At 67.9% G+C, this 14,101-nt stretch carries 19 protein-coding genes; 10 read left to right on the top strand and 9 right to left on the bottom strand.

What is annotated here, in order from left to right; all coding sequences use genetic code 11:
- Nucleotides 1–44: 44 nt before the first annotated feature.
- The gene (locus tag CQ045_RS05260; RefSeq protein ID WP_021198064.1) at nucleotides 45–716 is read right to left on the bottom strand and encodes a TrkA family potassium uptake protein; all 672 of its coding nucleotides are present in this window, start codon (nucleotides 714–716) and stop codon (nucleotides 45–47) included.
- Complete coding sequence (locus CQ045_RS05255) at nucleotides 709–2,139, bottom strand: TrkH family potassium uptake protein (protein WP_105721624.1); 1,431 nt, start codon at nucleotides 2,137–2,139, stop codon at nucleotides 709–711. The genes CQ045_RS05260 and CQ045_RS05255 overlap by 8 nt, the downstream gene beginning before the upstream one ends.
- 95 nt (nucleotides 2,140–2,234) lie before the next feature.
- On the opposite strand from CQ045_RS05255, the gene CQ045_RS05250 reads away from it, so the two are divergent.
- Nucleotides 2,235–2,651 carry a helix-turn-helix transcriptional regulator gene (locus CQ045_RS05250; RefSeq protein ID WP_105722166.1) on the top strand — a complete coding sequence of 139 codons (417 nt, stop codon included), beginning with the start codon at nucleotides 2,235–2,237 and terminating at the stop codon, nucleotides 2,649–2,651.
- A 200-nt stretch (nucleotides 2,652–2,851) separates the two neighbouring features.
- Here CQ045_RS05250 and CQ045_RS05245 read toward each other — a convergent pair whose 3' ends face one another.
- Nucleotides 2,852–3,679 (bottom strand): ABC transporter permease, encoded by an 828-nt coding sequence (locus CQ045_RS05245; protein WP_105721623.1) that lies wholly within the window; start codon nucleotides 3,677–3,679, stop codon nucleotides 2,852–2,854.
- Nucleotides 3,676–4,569, bottom strand: coding sequence for an ATP-binding cassette domain-containing protein (locus tag CQ045_RS05240; protein WP_181156449.1), 894 nt, complete (start codon nucleotides 4,567–4,569; stop codon nucleotides 3,676–3,678). Before CQ045_RS05240 ends, CQ045_RS05245 begins: the two co-directional genes overlap by 4 nt.
- A gap of 102 nt (nucleotides 4,570–4,671) precedes the next feature.
- Between CQ045_RS05240 and CQ045_RS05235 the strand changes: the two genes are divergently transcribed.
- From CQ045_RS05235 to CQ045_RS05195, 9 genes are all read left to right on the top strand, one after another.
- Nucleotides 4,672–5,604 carry a TetR/AcrR family transcriptional regulator gene (locus CQ045_RS05235; protein ID WP_105721622.1) on the top strand — a complete coding sequence of 311 codons (933 nt, stop codon included), beginning with the start codon at nucleotides 4,672–4,674 and terminating at the stop codon, nucleotides 5,602–5,604.
- A 106-nt stretch (nucleotides 5,605–5,710) separates the two neighbouring features.
- Nucleotides 5,711–5,902 (top strand): helix-turn-helix domain-containing protein, encoded by a 192-nt coding sequence (locus tag CQ045_RS05230; protein WP_017204627.1) that lies wholly within the window; start codon nucleotides 5,711–5,713, stop codon nucleotides 5,900–5,902.
- A gap of 156 nt (nucleotides 5,903–6,058) precedes the next feature.
- Nucleotides 6,059–6,157: a 30S ribosomal protein bS22 gene (locus tag CQ045_RS05225; protein WP_003792170.1), complete on the top strand. Its 99-nt coding sequence runs from the start codon at nucleotides 6,059–6,061 to the stop codon at nucleotides 6,155–6,157.
- Nucleotides 6,158–6,235: 78 nt separating this feature from the next.
- Nucleotides 6,236–6,538: a rhodanese-like domain-containing protein gene (locus CQ045_RS05220; RefSeq protein ID WP_105721621.1), complete on the top strand. Its 303-nt coding sequence runs from the start codon at nucleotides 6,236–6,238 to the stop codon at nucleotides 6,536–6,538.
- Nucleotides 6,535–6,831 carry a glutaredoxin family protein gene (locus CQ045_RS05215; protein WP_105721620.1) on the top strand — a complete coding sequence of 99 codons (297 nt, stop codon included), beginning with the start codon at nucleotides 6,535–6,537 and terminating at the stop codon, nucleotides 6,829–6,831. Before CQ045_RS05220 ends, CQ045_RS05215 begins: the two co-directional genes overlap by 4 nt.
- Entirely contained in the window at nucleotides 6,828–7,130 is a 303-nt protein-coding gene (locus tag CQ045_RS05210; RefSeq protein WP_105721619.1) for a Dabb family protein, read from the top strand. Before CQ045_RS05215 ends, CQ045_RS05210 begins: the two co-directional genes overlap by 4 nt.
- A gap of 166 nt (nucleotides 7,131–7,296) precedes the next feature.
- The gene (locus tag CQ045_RS05205; RefSeq protein WP_105721618.1) at nucleotides 7,297–8,115 is read left to right on the top strand and encodes a basic amino acid ABC transporter substrate-binding protein; all 819 of its coding nucleotides are present in this window, start codon (nucleotides 7,297–7,299) and stop codon (nucleotides 8,113–8,115) included.
- Between the two features lie 34 nt (nucleotides 8,116–8,149).
- Nucleotides 8,150–8,947, top strand: a complete 798-nt coding sequence (locus tag CQ045_RS05200) for an amino acid ABC transporter permease (RefSeq protein WP_105721617.1) — start codon at nucleotides 8,150–8,152, stop codon at nucleotides 8,945–8,947.
- Nucleotides 8,944–9,699, top strand: coding sequence for an amino acid ABC transporter ATP-binding protein (locus tag CQ045_RS05195; protein WP_105721616.1), 756 nt, complete (start codon nucleotides 8,944–8,946; stop codon nucleotides 9,697–9,699). The genes CQ045_RS05200 and CQ045_RS05195 overlap by 4 nt, the downstream gene beginning before the upstream one ends.
- Before the next feature lie 101 nt (nucleotides 9,700–9,800).
- Here CQ045_RS05195 and CQ045_RS05190 read toward each other — a convergent pair whose 3' ends face one another.
- The 5 genes from CQ045_RS05190 to CQ045_RS05170 form a co-directional block, all read right to left on the bottom strand.
- A complete protein-coding gene (locus tag CQ045_RS05190) occupies nucleotides 9,801–9,977 on the bottom strand; it encodes a YegP family protein (protein WP_105721615.1) in 177 nt (58 codons plus the stop codon).
- A gap of 89 nt (nucleotides 9,978–10,066) precedes the next feature.
- A complete protein-coding gene (locus CQ045_RS05185; RefSeq protein WP_105721614.1) occupies nucleotides 10,067–11,158 on the bottom strand; it encodes an ABC transporter ATP-binding protein in 1,092 nt (363 codons plus the stop codon).
- Nucleotides 11,155–11,949 (bottom strand): ABC transporter permease, encoded by a 795-nt coding sequence (locus tag CQ045_RS05180; RefSeq protein ID WP_105722162.1) that lies wholly within the window; start codon nucleotides 11,947–11,949, stop codon nucleotides 11,155–11,157. Before CQ045_RS05180 ends, CQ045_RS05185 begins: the two co-directional genes overlap by 4 nt.
- Nucleotides 11,946–12,884, bottom strand: coding sequence for an ABC transporter permease subunit (locus CQ045_RS05175; protein ID WP_258130958.1), 939 nt, complete (start codon nucleotides 12,882–12,884; stop codon nucleotides 11,946–11,948). Before CQ045_RS05175 ends, CQ045_RS05180 begins: the two co-directional genes overlap by 4 nt.
- Nucleotides 12,881–14,020 carry an ABC transporter substrate-binding protein gene (locus CQ045_RS05170; RefSeq protein WP_105721612.1) on the bottom strand — a complete coding sequence of 380 codons (1,140 nt, stop codon included), beginning with the start codon at nucleotides 14,018–14,020 and terminating at the stop codon, nucleotides 12,881–12,883. Before CQ045_RS05170 ends, CQ045_RS05175 begins: the two co-directional genes overlap by 4 nt.
- Nucleotides 14,021–14,101: the final 81 nt, after the last annotated feature.

Here is a 14,101-nt window from a genome sequence, read left to right as displayed (position 1 = left end):
GGGCATCCGCCGCGAGGGGGAGTCGAGGATCGTCCGGTACCGCGTCAGCGGTCGAGGCCGGCGAACCGCTCGATGTCGCTGTTGGTGCCGGAGACGATGATGAGGTCGTGGTTCGTGACGATCGTGTTCGCCTCGGCGTAGCGGAACGGCTTGCCCGGGCTCTTCACTCCGACGACGGTGACCTTGTACTTCGAGCGGACGCCGGACTCGTTCAGGCCGACGCCCCGGATGAACTTCGGCGGATACATCTTCGCGAGCACGAAGTCGTCGTCGAAGCGGATGAAGTCGAGCATCCGCCCGCTCACGAGGTGGGCGACACGCTCGCCGGCTTCGCGCTCCGGGTAGATGACATGGTTGGCGCCGACGCGGGCGAGGATCTTGCCGTGCGACTGCGAGACCGCCTTGGCCCAGATCTGCGGAACCTTCAGGTCGACGAGGTTCGCGGTGATCAGCACGGACGCCTCGATCGACGAGCCGACGGCCACGACGGCGACCTGGAAGTCCTGGGCGCCGATCTGGCGCAGCGCGTCGATGTTCTTCGCGTCGGCCTGCACGGTGTGCGTGACCCGGTCCGACCACTTCTGGACGAGCTCGAGGTTGTCGTCGATCGCGAGCACCTCGCGGTCGAGGCGGTCGAGCTCCCCGGCACAGGCGGCGCCGAATCGGCCGAGGCCGATGACGAGGACGGGCGCGTCGCCCCGGAGGACTTCAACCAACGATCGGCCTTTCCACGGGCAGTGAGTAGTACTGCGTTCGCGATGTCGCGGCGACTGCCGCGGCGAGAGTCACTGTACCAACGCGCCCCATGAAGATCGTGGCGGCGAGCACGTAGGAGCCGGCGTCCGGGAGGTCGGCGGTGAGTCCGGTGGTCAGTCCGACGGTTCCGAACGCGGAGATCACGTCGAACAGGACATGACTGATGTCGTCCTTGGTGATCTGGGCGATGACGATGGTCGAGAGGGCGACGATGGTCGCACCCCACGCGACGACGCTGAGGGCGACGCGCTGCACGTCGCTCGGGATGCGGCGGCCGAACGCCTCGACCGACTGACGTCCCTTCGCCTCCGACCAGACTGCGATGGCGAGCACGGCCAGTGTCGTGACCTTGATGCCGCCTGCGGTCGACGCCGAGCCGCCGCCGACGAACATCAGCATGCTGGCGGCGAGCAGGGACGAGCCGTTCAGGTCGTCCATCTCGATCACGTTGAAGCCGCCGGATCTGGTCATCGCCGAGAGGAAGAAGGCCTGGAAGGTGGTGTCCGCGGCATCCATCGACCCGAAGGTCTTCGGGTTGTCGAACTCGAGGATCACGAAGACCGCCGCGCCCAGGATGAACAGCAGCACGGTGGTGACGATGGTGAGCTTGGAGTGCAGCGACCAGCGCTTCACGTGCCAGACGTGCTTGGCGAGCGTGTAGATGACGGGGAAGCCGATGCTGCCGAGGAAGACGCCCACCATCAGCAGGAAGAGCACGAGATAGTCGTCGGCGAAGACCGCGACGCCGCCGTCGTTCGGGGCGAATCCGGTGTTCGTGAAGGCCATCGCTGCGAAGTACGGAGCCTCCCAGAGCGCGGCGATCGGGTCGACCTTCGCCATGACCAGGGCGGGGTACAGGAGCGCCGCGAGCGAGGCCTCGATGATGAGTGCCGAGACGGCGACGGTGCGAAGCAGCTGACCGACCTCGCCGAGGCGGACGGTCTGACTCTCGTTCACCACGCCGCCGTGCGCGCGCAGCGGGTTCGTGTCGCCGGCGGCCATCAGCTTCGCGCGCAGCCCGAGGCGCTTGGAGATGAGCATGCCCATGAGCGACGCGAGCGTGAGCACGCCGAGGGCGCCGATGTTCACCCCGAGGAAGACGAGGACATGGCCGAACGGCGACCAGTGGTTCGCCATGTCGACCGTCGCGAGACCGGTGACGCAGATCGTCGAGACAGCGGTGAAGAGTGCGTCGCTCAGCGGTGTGACCGTGCCGCTGGCCGAGGCGATCGGCAAGGAGAGCAGCACCGTGAAGACGAGGATCAGCAGCGCGAAGATGACGATCGCGAAGCGCGAGGGGGAGGACGTGACGAGGTGCTTCGCCCAGCTGGCGGCAGTCTTGAGGCTCTGCCGTGGGGACGACGCCGAAACGATGCCCGACATCGCTGCCCCCTTCTGTTCTTCCGCTTGCGCGCCCGGACGTCCGTCGCCGAGCCTTCGTCATGGTACTCCGTGCCGGGGGCGACTACCCTGATCTCATGACGGACATCTTCGACGTGATCGCAGACGGTACGAGGCGCGACATCCTCCAGCTCCTGCTGCGACGCACGGCCGAAGGAGAGACCGGCACCAGCGTCAGCCAGATCGTCGCCGACCTGGGCATCAGCCAGCCCACCGTCTCGAAGCACCTGAAGGTGCTGAGGGATGCCGAACTCGTCACGGTGCGCGAAGACGGTCAGCGTCGTTTCTACAGCCTCGCGGTCGAGCCGCTCGAGGTGGTGGACGACTGGCTGGTGCCGTTCCTGGTCGACGCCTTCGGCGCGGGTGCCCCCGACATCGCCTACCCGGGAATCCCGCTGCCGGACAGCGCGGCGCACGCTGCCGAGGTCGTCGGGCGGGCTGCCGCCTCCGCCAAGCATGTGGTCGCGACGGCGCTCAAGCGGCTCGGCGCCTGACTCCACCTGGCGCTCGAGTGGCACTCGCCCCTGACGACAGGGGGGCTTGTCGTCAGGGGCGAGGTGCGGGTCCCCAGACCCGCGTGGACTCGGCGGTGCCGGCACAAGTCCTGTCAGGAGGATGGCAGTCGCGCCTGGGGGAACGACCGAGAACGCCTATGGTCCGGCTGTGACTCTGCGGTCGGCGGTGCGGCGTGCGGTCAGCGCCGTGCTGCCTTGCGGCGGAACAGCCACGCGCCCCAGAGCGCGGCGACCAGGAGGATCGCCAGGCACCAGCCGATCGCCCACCACGCTTCGCCCTGCAGCGGTGCATCCGTGAGGAGTCCGCGGATCGTCTCGACGATCGGCGTGATCGGCTGATTGGCCGCCACCGGCTGCAACCATTCCGGCATGCTGACCACGGGTACGAACGCGCTGGACAGGTAAGGGAGGAAGAGCAGGACGAAGCCGTAGCCGTTCGCCCCCTCCGGGCTCCCGGCCGCGAGGCCGATCGCCGCGAACAGGTAGGTGATCGCGAGGATGTAGAGCGCGATCAGCCCTGCCAGCGCGAGCCACTCCCACCCGTTCGCGCTCGGACGGAATCCGACGAGCACGCCGACTCCGATCACGATCGCGGTTGCGATGAGATTGCGCAGCACGCTGGCGACGACATGCCCCGTCAGCACGGCCCCGGACCTGAGGGGCATGGTGCGGAAGCGGTCGATGATGCCGGTGCGCATGTCGTTCGCGACATATACGGCGGTCGAGGAGGCCCCGAACCCGGCGCAGGTGAGGATGATGCCGGGGACCACGTAGTCGACGTAGGCGCCGGAGGGATCGATGGCCCCGCCGAACACCCAGGTGAACATGAGCATGAGCATCACGGGCAGCATGATCGCCATGAGCAGCGATTCACCGTCGCGCAGAGAGTGGCGGAGGCTGCGACCGACGAACACTGTCTCGGCGGTGATGCCGCGGAGGCGGGGACGGGGCGAGGGAGCGGGGAGAGCGGATGCCGTGGCGCGAGGCGCGGCGAGGGTGATGTTCATGCGAGCTCCTTCACGACGTGGGTCCGCGCAGTGGGGGCGGTGACTGCCAGGAAGACGTCGTCGAGCGTGGGGCGGCGGAGGGTGATGACGCCGTCCTCCCCGTCTTCATCGAGCAGATCGAGCGCGCGACGGAGGCCGGCGACCGTGCCGTCGGTGGGGATCTCCCTGCGGAGCTCGCCGCGGCCATCGTGCAGCTCGACCGTGTCGCCGCCCACCCGCGCCTTCAGCTCGGCGGGAGTCCCGAGGGCGGCGATCCTGCCGTCGTGCAGCACGGCGATCCGGTCGGCGAGCTGATCGGCCTCCTCCAGGTACTGCGTCGTGAGGAACACGGTCGTCCCCGCGCTCGCGAGCATCCGGATGATGTCCCAGAGAGAGCGACGGCTGCGGGTGTCGAGGCCTGTCGTGGGTTCGTCGAGGAACAGCACCTCGGGGGTCACCACGAAGCTGAGCGCGAGATCGAGCCGACGGCGCATGCCTCCGGAGAAGGTGCGCACGACGCGGGACGCGGCGTCGATCAGATCGAACTGGGCGATGAGGTCGGCGGCACGACGCTTCGCCTCGGCGCGGCCGAGGCCGGCGAGACGGGCGAACATGACGACGTTCTCGGTCGCGGTCAGGGCGTCGTCGACAGCGGCGGCCTGCCCGGTGAGGCTGATCCGTCGCCGGACCTCGATCGCCTGGGTGCGGACGTCCCAGCCGGCAACCGTCGCCGATCCGGAGTCCGCGGAGGCGAGCGTCGTGAGGATGTTGATCGTCGTCGTCTTGCCTGCGCCGTTCGGCCCGAGCAGGGCGAACACCTCGCCGCGCGCGACGGTGAAATCCAGGCCGTCCACGACGGTCTTCTCCGTGAAGGCCTTGTGCAGGCCCCGCACCTCGATGGCTGTGTCCATCAGGCGCTCCTTTCTGTATATGTCAAAAACTGTGTATGACCAACGCAACTGTGTATGACGGTAACACACTGTTTAGCTAATAAACAGAAGTAGGATGGGCGCATGACAGACATCGAGCCGCCGGAGCTGCCGCGGGGCATCGCACTCGCCTGGGGCGTCGCCGCGAATCCGCAGCGAGGGCCCAAGCGCGAGATGAGTGTGGAGAAGATCGTGGACGCCGCGGTCGAGCTCGCCGATGCCGAGGGGATCGGCGCCGTGTCGATGGCGGCCGTCGCCGCACGGCTCGGTTTCACCCCGATGTCGCTCTACCGCTACGTGACCGCGAAAGACGATCTCCTCCTGCTCATGCAGGAAGAGGCGACCGGGCTCCCGCCCGAGAGCCACCTCGAGGTCGATGGCTGGAGAGGGCGGCTGCTCGCCCTCTACGAGGAGCAGATCATTCTCTATCTGCGCCACCCGTGGATGCTCTCCCTGCCGATCACGGGCTCGCCGATCACACCGAACAGCTCCGCGTGGCTGGATGCCGGGCTCGCGGCACTCGAGGGCACTCCGCTCACGGCCGAGGAGCGCCTGGCGGTCGCGCTCGCGGTGACCGGGCATGCGCGCTGGTGCGGGATCGTGCAGGCCGGGTACACCGAGCAGTCCCGCGGCAGCGGGCTCACGCCCGACGAAGTGGCCGTGCGAGAGGCCGCCCTCTTCGACAGGGTGATCACCGCTGAGGAGTTCCCCGCCCTCCGGCGCGCGATCGAGGACGACGTGTTCCTCTCCGCCGCAGACCCGTTCCGCTTCGCCGTCGAGCGCACCCTCGACGGTGTCGCCGCCTACATCGCCGGACTCGACCGGGGCGCGGAGCGTGCCGACCCGACCGAGTGGATCGACCTCGACCCGGCGGAAGTCGCAGGCGACCGTCGACTCCGGGAGGCGCAGAAGGTGGTGCGCGAGGCCGAGAAGGCGCTGCGCGCGGCGCGGAAGGCCGAGCGGCAGGCGCTGCGTGAGGCCCGGGACCGGGTGGCGAGGGCGAAGAAGTCCGTCTGAGCCGATCTCGACGCGCCCCTGGCCCCATTGATCACATGAGCCACACGGGTTTACACGCGTCCCAGCTACCCCATAGAGTGTGCACATCGAGAAAGGGGTACGTGGGATGCCCGAGGTTCCTGACGTCCGATTCCTCACCGTGGCTGAGGTCGCCGAGTTGATGCGCGTGTCCAAGATGACCGTGTATCGACTGGTCCATGCCGGTGAACTGCCCGCCGTACGGTTCGGGCGCAGCTACCGCGTCCCCGAGTCGGCCGTGGCCGACGCGCTGCAGCGTCCGATCGCCGACGTCGGCTGACGTCGCCTGTTGTCTCCTGTCGTGCCGGCTTCCGGCGAACGATGCGTGTGACAGTCGAGGCCGTCGGGTTTGCTAGACTGACCCGAGGCATTTTCCGTGCCCGTACCCGGGTGTCCGATTTCGGCGACACCCAGCCACTGACTTAGTGAGGTTTCCGTGGGTTCTGTCATCAAGAAGCGCCGCAAGCGCATGGCGAAGAAGAAGCACCGCAAGCTGCTTCGTAAGACTCGCCACCAGCGTCGCAACAAGAAGTAAGCGACCAGACACGAGCGCCTGTCTTCGGACGGGCGCTTTGTGTCTCTGCCCGCATCTCCGTCCCGCCGAGAGGATGTCATGAAGTCGATCACCGTCACCGAGCTCGCCGAGCGCACCGGTATCCCGCTCATCGATGTGCGGGAGGTGGACGAGTTCGCCGCAGGTCACGTGCCCGGCGCCGTCAACATCCCGATGTCCGAGATCGGCAATCGGCTCGATGAGCTGCCTGCGGAGGCGTTCGATGTCATCTGCCAGGCAGGCGGACGATCGGCGCGCGTGGTGGAGGCGCTCGAGTCGCGCGGCTTCGACGCGACCAACGTCGAAGGCGGGACCGGTGAGTGGATCTCACAGGGACGTGCTGTCGAGGTGCCGTCGGCGTGACCACGCTGACCCTGATCGGGAAGCCCGACTGCCACCTGTGCGATGTCGCCTCCGAGATCATCGATGCCGTCGTCGCCGAACTGCCGGACGCGGCCGCCGAGCGGATCGAGATCGTCGAGGCATCCATCCAGGAAGACCCCTCGCTCTATGAGCTGTGGTGGGAGAAGATCCCGGTCGTGCTGATCGACGGCGAGCTGCACGCCCATTGGCGGCTGTCGCCGGAGCGTCTGCGGAATGCGCTCGAGAACGCTGTCCGCGGCGACGCGACGACCGAACTGAAGGAGTCCCTGTGACCATCCGCCATGTCGTGACCTGGAAGCTCGCCGCGGAAGACGCCGCGGAGCGCGCGTCGCACGCGGCCGAGGTGGCCCGGCGCCTGAACGCCCTCGACGGTGTCGTGCCACAGCTTCTCTCGATCTCCGCCGGCGCGAACGTGGCGTACCCGGAGACGAACTGGGATGTGACGCTCGTCGCGGACTTCGCCTCCGTCGCCGCGATCGAGGAGTATCAAGTGCATCCGGCGCATGAAGAGGTCGCCGGCTACATCCGCTCGGTCGTCGCGTCGCGCGTCGCCGTCGACTTCGAGGTCTGAGACGGCGTTCCACCCTCGAAGAGACTCCGTTTCGGAGTCCGAGCGGGGTGGACTTGCAACACAAACGTGATACGCGTGGGGCCGATGTCATTGGTCACCCGACGAGCCGCATGTTTAGATGATCTCCTACCCGCCAGGGCCCTGCCCTCGTCTCACAGGAGCTGACATGCCTCGTCGTCACATCTTCGCCGGCCTCGCCCTCATGGCGACCGCCACCCTCGCCCTCGCCGGCTGCGCGACCGGCTCGACCGATGCGGGCAGCAGTGACGCTCCCGCCGCAGACGACAAGTACGGTCTGGTCGAGGCGGGCGTCCTGACGGTCTGCTCCGACGTGCCCTACCCGCCGTTCGAGGTCGAGGACCCGTCCAGCGACATCCAGTACTCCGGCTTCGACATCGACCTGCTCGCGGCGATCGCCGAGAAGATCGACCTGAAGCTCTCCGTGCAGGACGTGGGCTTCGATGCCCTCCAGTCGGGAACGACACTCGCCGCCGGACAGTGCGACATCGGCGCGTCCGCGATGACGATCACGGAAGAGCGCAAGGCAAACATCGACTTCTCCGACCCGTACGTCGACTCCCTGCAGTCCCTGCTGGTCCGCGCCGACTCGGACATCAAGTCCATCGACGACCTCGACGGCAAGAACGTCGGCGTGCAGCAGGGCACCACCGGCGAGACGTACGCGAGCGAGAACGCCCCGGGTGCGCAGCTCGTGCAGTACCCCTCGGACGGCGAGCTGTGGCCGGCGATGCAGGCGGGCCAGATCGACGCCATCCTGCAGGACCAGCCGGTCAACTACGTCCACGAGCAGGACGACCCCGACTACAAGATCGTCGAGACGTACCCGACCGATGAGACGTACGGCTTCGCCTTCGCCAAGGGCGAGAAGGACGAGCTGCGCGAGGCGGTCAACAAGGCGCTGAAGGAACTCCAGGACGACGGCGGGTACCAGAAGATCTACGACGAGTACCTCGCGGCCAAGTGACCGGCGGCGTCGGTAGGGCGGGAGGACCTCGACGATGGCGTTGAGGCGTACGACCAAGAGCAAGCTGTATCGGTACTCGGTCTACGCGGTGCTGATCGCGATCGCCGTCTGGGTGATCGTGAGCACCGACTGGGCCAGGATCGGACAGCTGTACTTCAACCCCGAGGTCGCGGTGAAGATGCTTCCGGGCATCATCACCACGGCACTCGTGAACACCTTGTGGTTCACGGCGGTGGCGTTCGTGGGCGGCCTGCTGCTCGGCGTCCTGCTGGCCCTGATGAAGCTGTCGGCGATCGGGCCCTTCCGGTGGATCGCGACCTGCTGGATCGAGCTGTTCCGCGGACTTCCCGCGATCCTCACGATCTTCGCGATCGCGTTCATCCTGCCGATCGGGCTCGGTGTGCCGGCCACGAAGCTCGGCGGACCGGTCGTCCTCGGTCTCATCGGTCTGATCCTCGTCGCCTCGGCCTACATGGCGGAGACGATCCGCGCCGGCATCCAGGCCGTTCCGAAGGGGCAGACGGAGGCGGCGCGCTCCCTGGGCATGTCGCCCATGAAGACGACGTTCTGGATCGTCGTGCCGCAGGGATTCCGGATCATCATCCCGCCGCTCACCAACGAGTTCGTCCTCCTGTTGAAGGACACGTCGCTGCTCTTCGTGGCGGGCTCGTTCATCTGGTCGAAGGAGCTCACGAACTTCGCCCGTGACGCGAGTACGCAGAACGCGAACGGAACGCCGCTGATCATGGCGGCGATCCTCTACCTGATCGTGACGATCCCGCTCACGCGCTTCAGCGCGTGGCTGGAGCGTCGGATGGCGAGGCAGCGATGATCACGGAACTGATTGATGTGCACGCCCCCGCGATCGACGTGCAGGGGCTCGTGAAGTCGTTCGGCGACAACGAGGTGCTCAAGGGCATCGACCTCACCGTGACCAAGGGCGAGGTCGTCTGCGTGATCGGGCCGTCGGGTTCGGGGAAGTCGACCCTGCTGCGGTCGGTCAACCTGCTCGAGGAGCCGACCGCCGGCAAGGTGCTGATCGAGGGGATCGACATCACCGACCCCGACGTCGACATCGACCGCGTGCGCACCCGCATCGGCATGGTGTTCCAGAGCTTCAACCTGTTCCCGCACCTCGACGTGCTCGGCAACCTGACCATCGCGCAGCAGCGGGTGAAGAAGCGGTCGAAGAAGGAAGCCGAGCTGATCGCGCACGCCATGCTGAAGCGAGTCGGTCTCTCCGAGAAAGCGGATGCCTTCCCCGGGCACCTGTCGGGAGGACAGCAGCAGCGCGTGGCCATCGCCAGGGCGCTGTGCATGAACCCCGACATGATGCTGTTCGACGAGCCCACGTCGGCGCTCGATCCCGAACTCGTCGGTGAAGTGCTGCAGGTCATGCGGTCGCTGGCAGACGAGGGGATGACGATGCTCGTCGTCACGCACGAGATGGGCTTCGCCCGCGAAGTCGGATCACGCCTCATCTTCATGGACGGTGGCCGCATCGTCGAGGAGGGCGACCCTCGCGAAGTGCTCGGCAACCCGCAGCATCCCCGCACGCAGGACTTCCTCGCGCGCGTGCTCTGAATCCTCGGAGCGCGTGCGCGGACATCCCATCGCACAGATCGAGACCCCCTGCCGCAGACAGATCTGCGGCAGGGGGTCTCGTCGTGAAGCGGGGATGAAGGTCAGGCCTCGACGACCTCGGCGTCGGCGGCGTTCCGACGGACGGAGTCGATGCCGTTCAGCGCGGCGGACTTGGACGAGTAGCCCTCGCTGGTCGCGATGACCTCGCCGTTGCCGGCCTTCAGACGGAACCGGTGCTCGCCGGACTTGTCGGTGTACAGCTCGAACGTGCCTGCCATGAGGCGTCCTTTCTCTGTCGGATCGAGGGAGCGACGCCCCTCGGGCCTCACGCTATCCCGACCCGTATATCGGAGGGAAGAGCGGGTGCTCAGCCGCGAGGGTGCACGGCCACGGGCTCGGGAGCGATCGCGATGCGCACACGATCACCGAAGGCGGGGTGGGTCCCCGGGGCGTGTTGCACGCGCACGAGCTCGCCGGACTCGGTACGCACGAGTGTGCGGCGCATGCTGCCGAGGAAGGTGCTCTCCTCGACCAGGGCCTCGGTGGACGCGTCGTGCTCGGATGCGAAGTACACGTTCTCGGGTCGGAGGTACACGTCGACCGGGCCGTCCGCCGGTGACTGCACCGGGAGTCGCTGCCCCCACACCATGACGTGGTCGCCCTCGGCGACTCCGGAGACGACGCTGGAGAGACCGACGAACGCCGCGACACCGGCCGTGGAGGGAGTCGTGTACAACTGCTCCGGGGAGCCGATCTGCTCGATCCGGCCCGCGCTCATGACCGCGATCCGGTCGGACACGGCCAGCGCCTCCTCCTGGTCGTGCGTGACGAAGACCGTGGTGATGCCGAGCCGCAGCTGGATGCGTCGGATCTCGTCGCGCAGCTGCACGCGCACCTTCGCGTCGAGTGCGGAGAGCGGCTCGTCGAGCAGCAGCACCTTGGGCTCGGTCACGAGGGCGCGCGCGAGCGCCACCCGCTGCTGCTGCCCGCCGGAGAGCTGATGCGGGAAGCGGTCGGCGAAATCGGCGAGACCGACGAGCGCGAGGGCATCGACGGCCCTCCGCGCGGCCTCGCTCTTGCCGACGCCCCGCCGGCGCAGACCGAAGGCGGTGTTCTCGGCGACGCGCAGGTGCGGGAACAGCGAGTACGACTGGAACACCATGCCGATGTCCCGCCTGTTGGTCGGCACTCGGGACACGTCGCCGCCGCCCAGGAGCACCGAGCCCTCATCTGCCCCCTCGAGGCCCGCGAGCACGCGCAGCAGGGTGGTCTTTCCGCAGCCGGAGGGTCCGAGCAGAGAGACGAACTCACCGGGCGCGATGTCGAGGTCGACCCCGTGCAGGACCCTGTTGCCGGCGTAGCTCTTGACGATGCCCCTGAGCTCGACGCGGGTTCCCTCGCCGGCCCCGGCCAGCAACAGGTTGTCCTTGGTGCGCGGCAGCGTCTGGTCGAGGGTCATGAGCGGGCCTTTCCGTTGCCGCGGGCGACGCGGCCGATGACGAGGAGCAGGAGGAAGACGAACAGCAGTGCCAGCAGCGTGAAGATCGCCGGTGCGTAGGGGTCCTGCTTGTTCACGACGACCATGGCCGTCTGGAACACCTGACGGTTCAGGAGCGAGGCGATCGTGAACTCGCCGAGCACCACGGCGATGGAGATGAGGGAAGCCGCGAGCAGACCCTGGCGCAGGTTCGGAGCGAGCACCTTCAGGACGACGGACGGCCAGCTCGCACCGAGCGAACGCGCCGCCTCGGAGAGAGTCCGCAGATCGGCGGCATCGATCGATGCCTGGATCGAACGGAACGCGAACGGGAGCACGGTGATCCCGTAGGCGAACGCGAGCGTCCATGTGCCGGTGCCGAAGGCGCGGCCGATCTGCAGATAGATGGGCGCGAGCCCGACGACCAGCACGATCGCCGGGATCGAGATCGGCAGGAGAACCGCGAACTCGAAGGCGGGCTTGAGCTGGGGAAAGCGCAGGTTCACCAGGATCATGGTCGGCGCGAGGAGGAGCAGCACGATCGCGACCGTGACGACCGCGAGGATCAGCGAGTTGCCGAGACCCGTCCAGATCGGCTTGAGCGTGGCGGCGGCTGCGGGATCGAACAGTGCGGTCCAGCGGGCGAACGACGATCCGCCCGCGGGATCGCGCAGCGTGAACAGGAACGTCGACACCAGAGGGATCGCGAAGAACGCCCCGACGAGGATGCCGATCACCCACCGGGTGGCGAGGGAAGGACCGAGCCGGTTCACGACTGCCACCTCGCGGCTCGTCGCTGCACGAGCGAGTACAGCGCCATCACGATCCCGACGATCACGATCATGCCGAGCGCGAGAGCGCCGGCGAGGTTCTCGCGCCCGAGCAACGTCTCGCTCGTGAGAGCGGTGCGGATCTGCAGCGGCACGATCTGGGCTCCCTGGCTCGCGAGTGCGGCGGCGGTGGCGTACGACGAGAACGCATTCGCGAACAGCAGCAGCAGGCTGGCGAGGAACGAGGGGGCGAGTACGGGGATGCCGATGCGCAGCCAGAAGCTCGCCCTGGTGCCTCCGAGGGTGACGTTCGCCTCGGCCCACTGCGGCTTGAGCGCGGCGAGGGCGGGCATGAAGGTGATGACCATGAGCGGGATCTGGAAGTAGATGTAGGGGAGGACGAGGCCGGGCAGCTCATACAGCCAGGTGCCGTTCGCGAAGATGTCGACGCCGAGCGAATCCTTCAGGAACACGGTGACGACGCCTTGGATGCCGATCGTCGCGATGAAGGCGAACGCCAGCATCACCCCGCCGAATTGCGCGAGGACACCCGCGGCGGCATCCACCGCGGAGCGGGTCCTGCCCTCGGGGTCCATGCCGAGCAGCGCGTAGCAGACGAGGGCGCCGACGACTGCGCCGACGACGGCGGTGAGCAGCGAGAGGCCGGCCGAGTCGGCGAAGGTGTTCAGCACCACGGGGTCGGCGAGGGCCGACAGGTTCGCCCCGGTGAAGGTGCCGTCCTTCGTGAAGAAGCCGGAGCCGATCGACAGGATCGTCGGCACCGCCAGGAACAGCACGACGTAGCCCGCGAACGGGACGAGCCCGAGCCAGGCCGGGGAGGGAGCGGACCGCCGGGCCCTCGCGTGCTGCGAGGACCCGGCGGGGGTGACGGGGGCGGATGCCGCGGCATCCGCCCCCGTTGCGGTGAGGGTGGTCACTGGACCGCCGCGGCCCACTTCTCGCCGAGCAGCGTGCCGGCATTCGTCGACTGCTCCTCGGTCGGCACCACCGTCTCCTCCGGAGCCTCGGGAAGCGCAGCGGCGAGGTCGGCGTCGATCGTGCCGGCCTCGGTCATGGCCTCCATGCGCACCGGGCGAGCGCCGCCCTTCAGCCAGAGGTTCTGCACCTCGTCGCTGTAGAGGAACTCCTGCCACAGGCGGGCCGCCGCCGGGTGCGGAGCGTCGGCGTTGATGGCCTGGTTGTAGTACCCGGCGTAACCCGTGCCGTCGAACACGACGACCTTCCAGTCCTCGTTCTCGGCCGAGTGCGAGGCGTTCAGGTAGTCCCAGTCGAAGACGACAGGGGTCTCGCCGCTGGTGATCGTCGAGGGCGTGACGTCGACCTTGAGCAGGTTGCCGGCCTTCTGCAGCTCGGAGAAGAAATCGATGCCGGGCTGGAAATCGTCGAGCGTGCCGTCGGACTGCACGGTCGCGAGTCCCACCGCGGCGAACGCGGCGCCGGCCTGGGTCGGGTCGCCGTTGATGGCCACGGAGCCCTTGTAGTCGGCCGAGAGGAGGTCGGCGAGCTCGGACGGAGCATCGAACTTCGACGAGTCGTAGCCGATCGACATGTAGCCGCCGTAGTCGCCGACGAAGAGGCCGGTCGGCTCCTTCAGTTCCTCGGGGATGTCGTCCCACGTCTGCACCTTGTAGGGGGCGAACACATCGGTGTTCTGCAGGGCGACCGTGAGCCCGAGGTCGAACACGTCGGGTGCGGTGTCGAGGCCCTCGTTCGTCTTCGCGGCCTGGATCTCCTCGGCGCTCGAGACGTCCGGCGAGGCCTCGTCGATGGTGATCTCGGGGTACTTCTCGGCGAACAGATCGAGGATCTCGCCGTAGTTCGCCCAGTCACGGGGCAGGGCGATGACGTTGAGCGCGCCCTCGGCCTTGGCGGCGGCCTCGAGGTCGGCGAAGGTGCCGAAGTCGGCGACAGAGGTCGCGGCGGCGGCGTCGACGGCGTCGGAGCCTGCGGCCGGAGCGTCCGTGGCGGTCGCGCAGGAGGTCAGCGCGAGTGCGGCCGTGGTGGCCAGGGCGATGCCGGCGCCGATGCGCGCGCGGCGGGTGGAGCGAGCCATGAGTGTCCTCTCGGTGTCCGGCGCTGTGAGCCGGTTTCGGGTTGCGAGAGGACACTATGAGGCGGAGGTTGCCGACCGTCG

This window comes from Microbacterium sp. MYb66 (genome assembly GCF_002979435.1).
Lineage (GTDB): Bacteria > Actinomycetota > Actinomycetes > Actinomycetales > Microbacteriaceae > Microbacterium.
The sequence above is the reverse complement of the archived record's forward strand: the minus strand, read 5'-3'. Positions and strand labels throughout refer to the sequence as shown.

Coding starts and splice junctions, on each gene's coding strand:
- CQ045_RS05170 (WP_105721612.1), bottom strand. CDS start 14,020: ATGGCTCGCTCCACCCGCCGCGCGCGCATCGGCGCCGGCATCGCCCTG.
- CQ045_RS05185 (WP_105721614.1), bottom strand. CDS start 11,158: ATGACCCTCGACCAGACGCTGCCGCGCACCAAGGACAACCTGTTGCTG.
- CQ045_RS05240 (WP_181156449.1), bottom strand. CDS start 4,569: ATGGACACAGCCATCGAGGTGCGGGGCCTGCACAAGGCCTTCACGGAG.
- CQ045_RS05220 (WP_105721621.1), top strand. CDS start 6,236: ATGAAGTCGATCACCGTCACCGAGCTCGCCGAGCGCACCGGTATCCCG.
- CQ045_RS05245 (WP_105721623.1), bottom strand. CDS start 3,679: ATGAACATCACCCTCGCCGCGCCTCGCGCCACGGCATCCGCTCTCCCC.
- CQ045_RS05230 (WP_017204627.1), top strand. CDS start 5,711: ATGCCCGAGGTTCCTGACGTCCGATTCCTCACCGTGGCTGAGGTCGCC.
- CQ045_RS05195 (WP_105721616.1), top strand. CDS start 8,944: ATGATCACGGAACTGATTGATGTGCACGCCCCCGCGATCGACGTGCAG.
- CQ045_RS05205 (WP_105721618.1), top strand. CDS start 7,297: ATGCCTCGTCGTCACATCTTCGCCGGCCTCGCCCTCATGGCGACCGCC.
- CQ045_RS05235 (WP_105721622.1), top strand. CDS start 4,672: ATGACAGACATCGAGCCGCCGGAGCTGCCGCGGGGCATCGCACTCGCC.
- CQ045_RS05200 (WP_105721617.1), top strand. CDS start 8,150: ATGGCGTTGAGGCGTACGACCAAGAGCAAGCTGTATCGGTACTCGGTC.
- CQ045_RS05190 (WP_105721615.1), bottom strand. CDS start 9,977: ATGGCAGGCACGTTCGAGCTGTACACCGACAAGTCCGGCGAGCACCGG.
- CQ045_RS05250 (WP_105722166.1), top strand. CDS start 2,235: ATGACGGACATCTTCGACGTGATCGCAGACGGTACGAGGCGCGACATC.
- CQ045_RS05255 (WP_105721624.1), bottom strand. CDS start 2,139: ATGTCGGGCATCGTTTCGGCGTCGTCCCCACGGCAGAGCCTCAAGACT.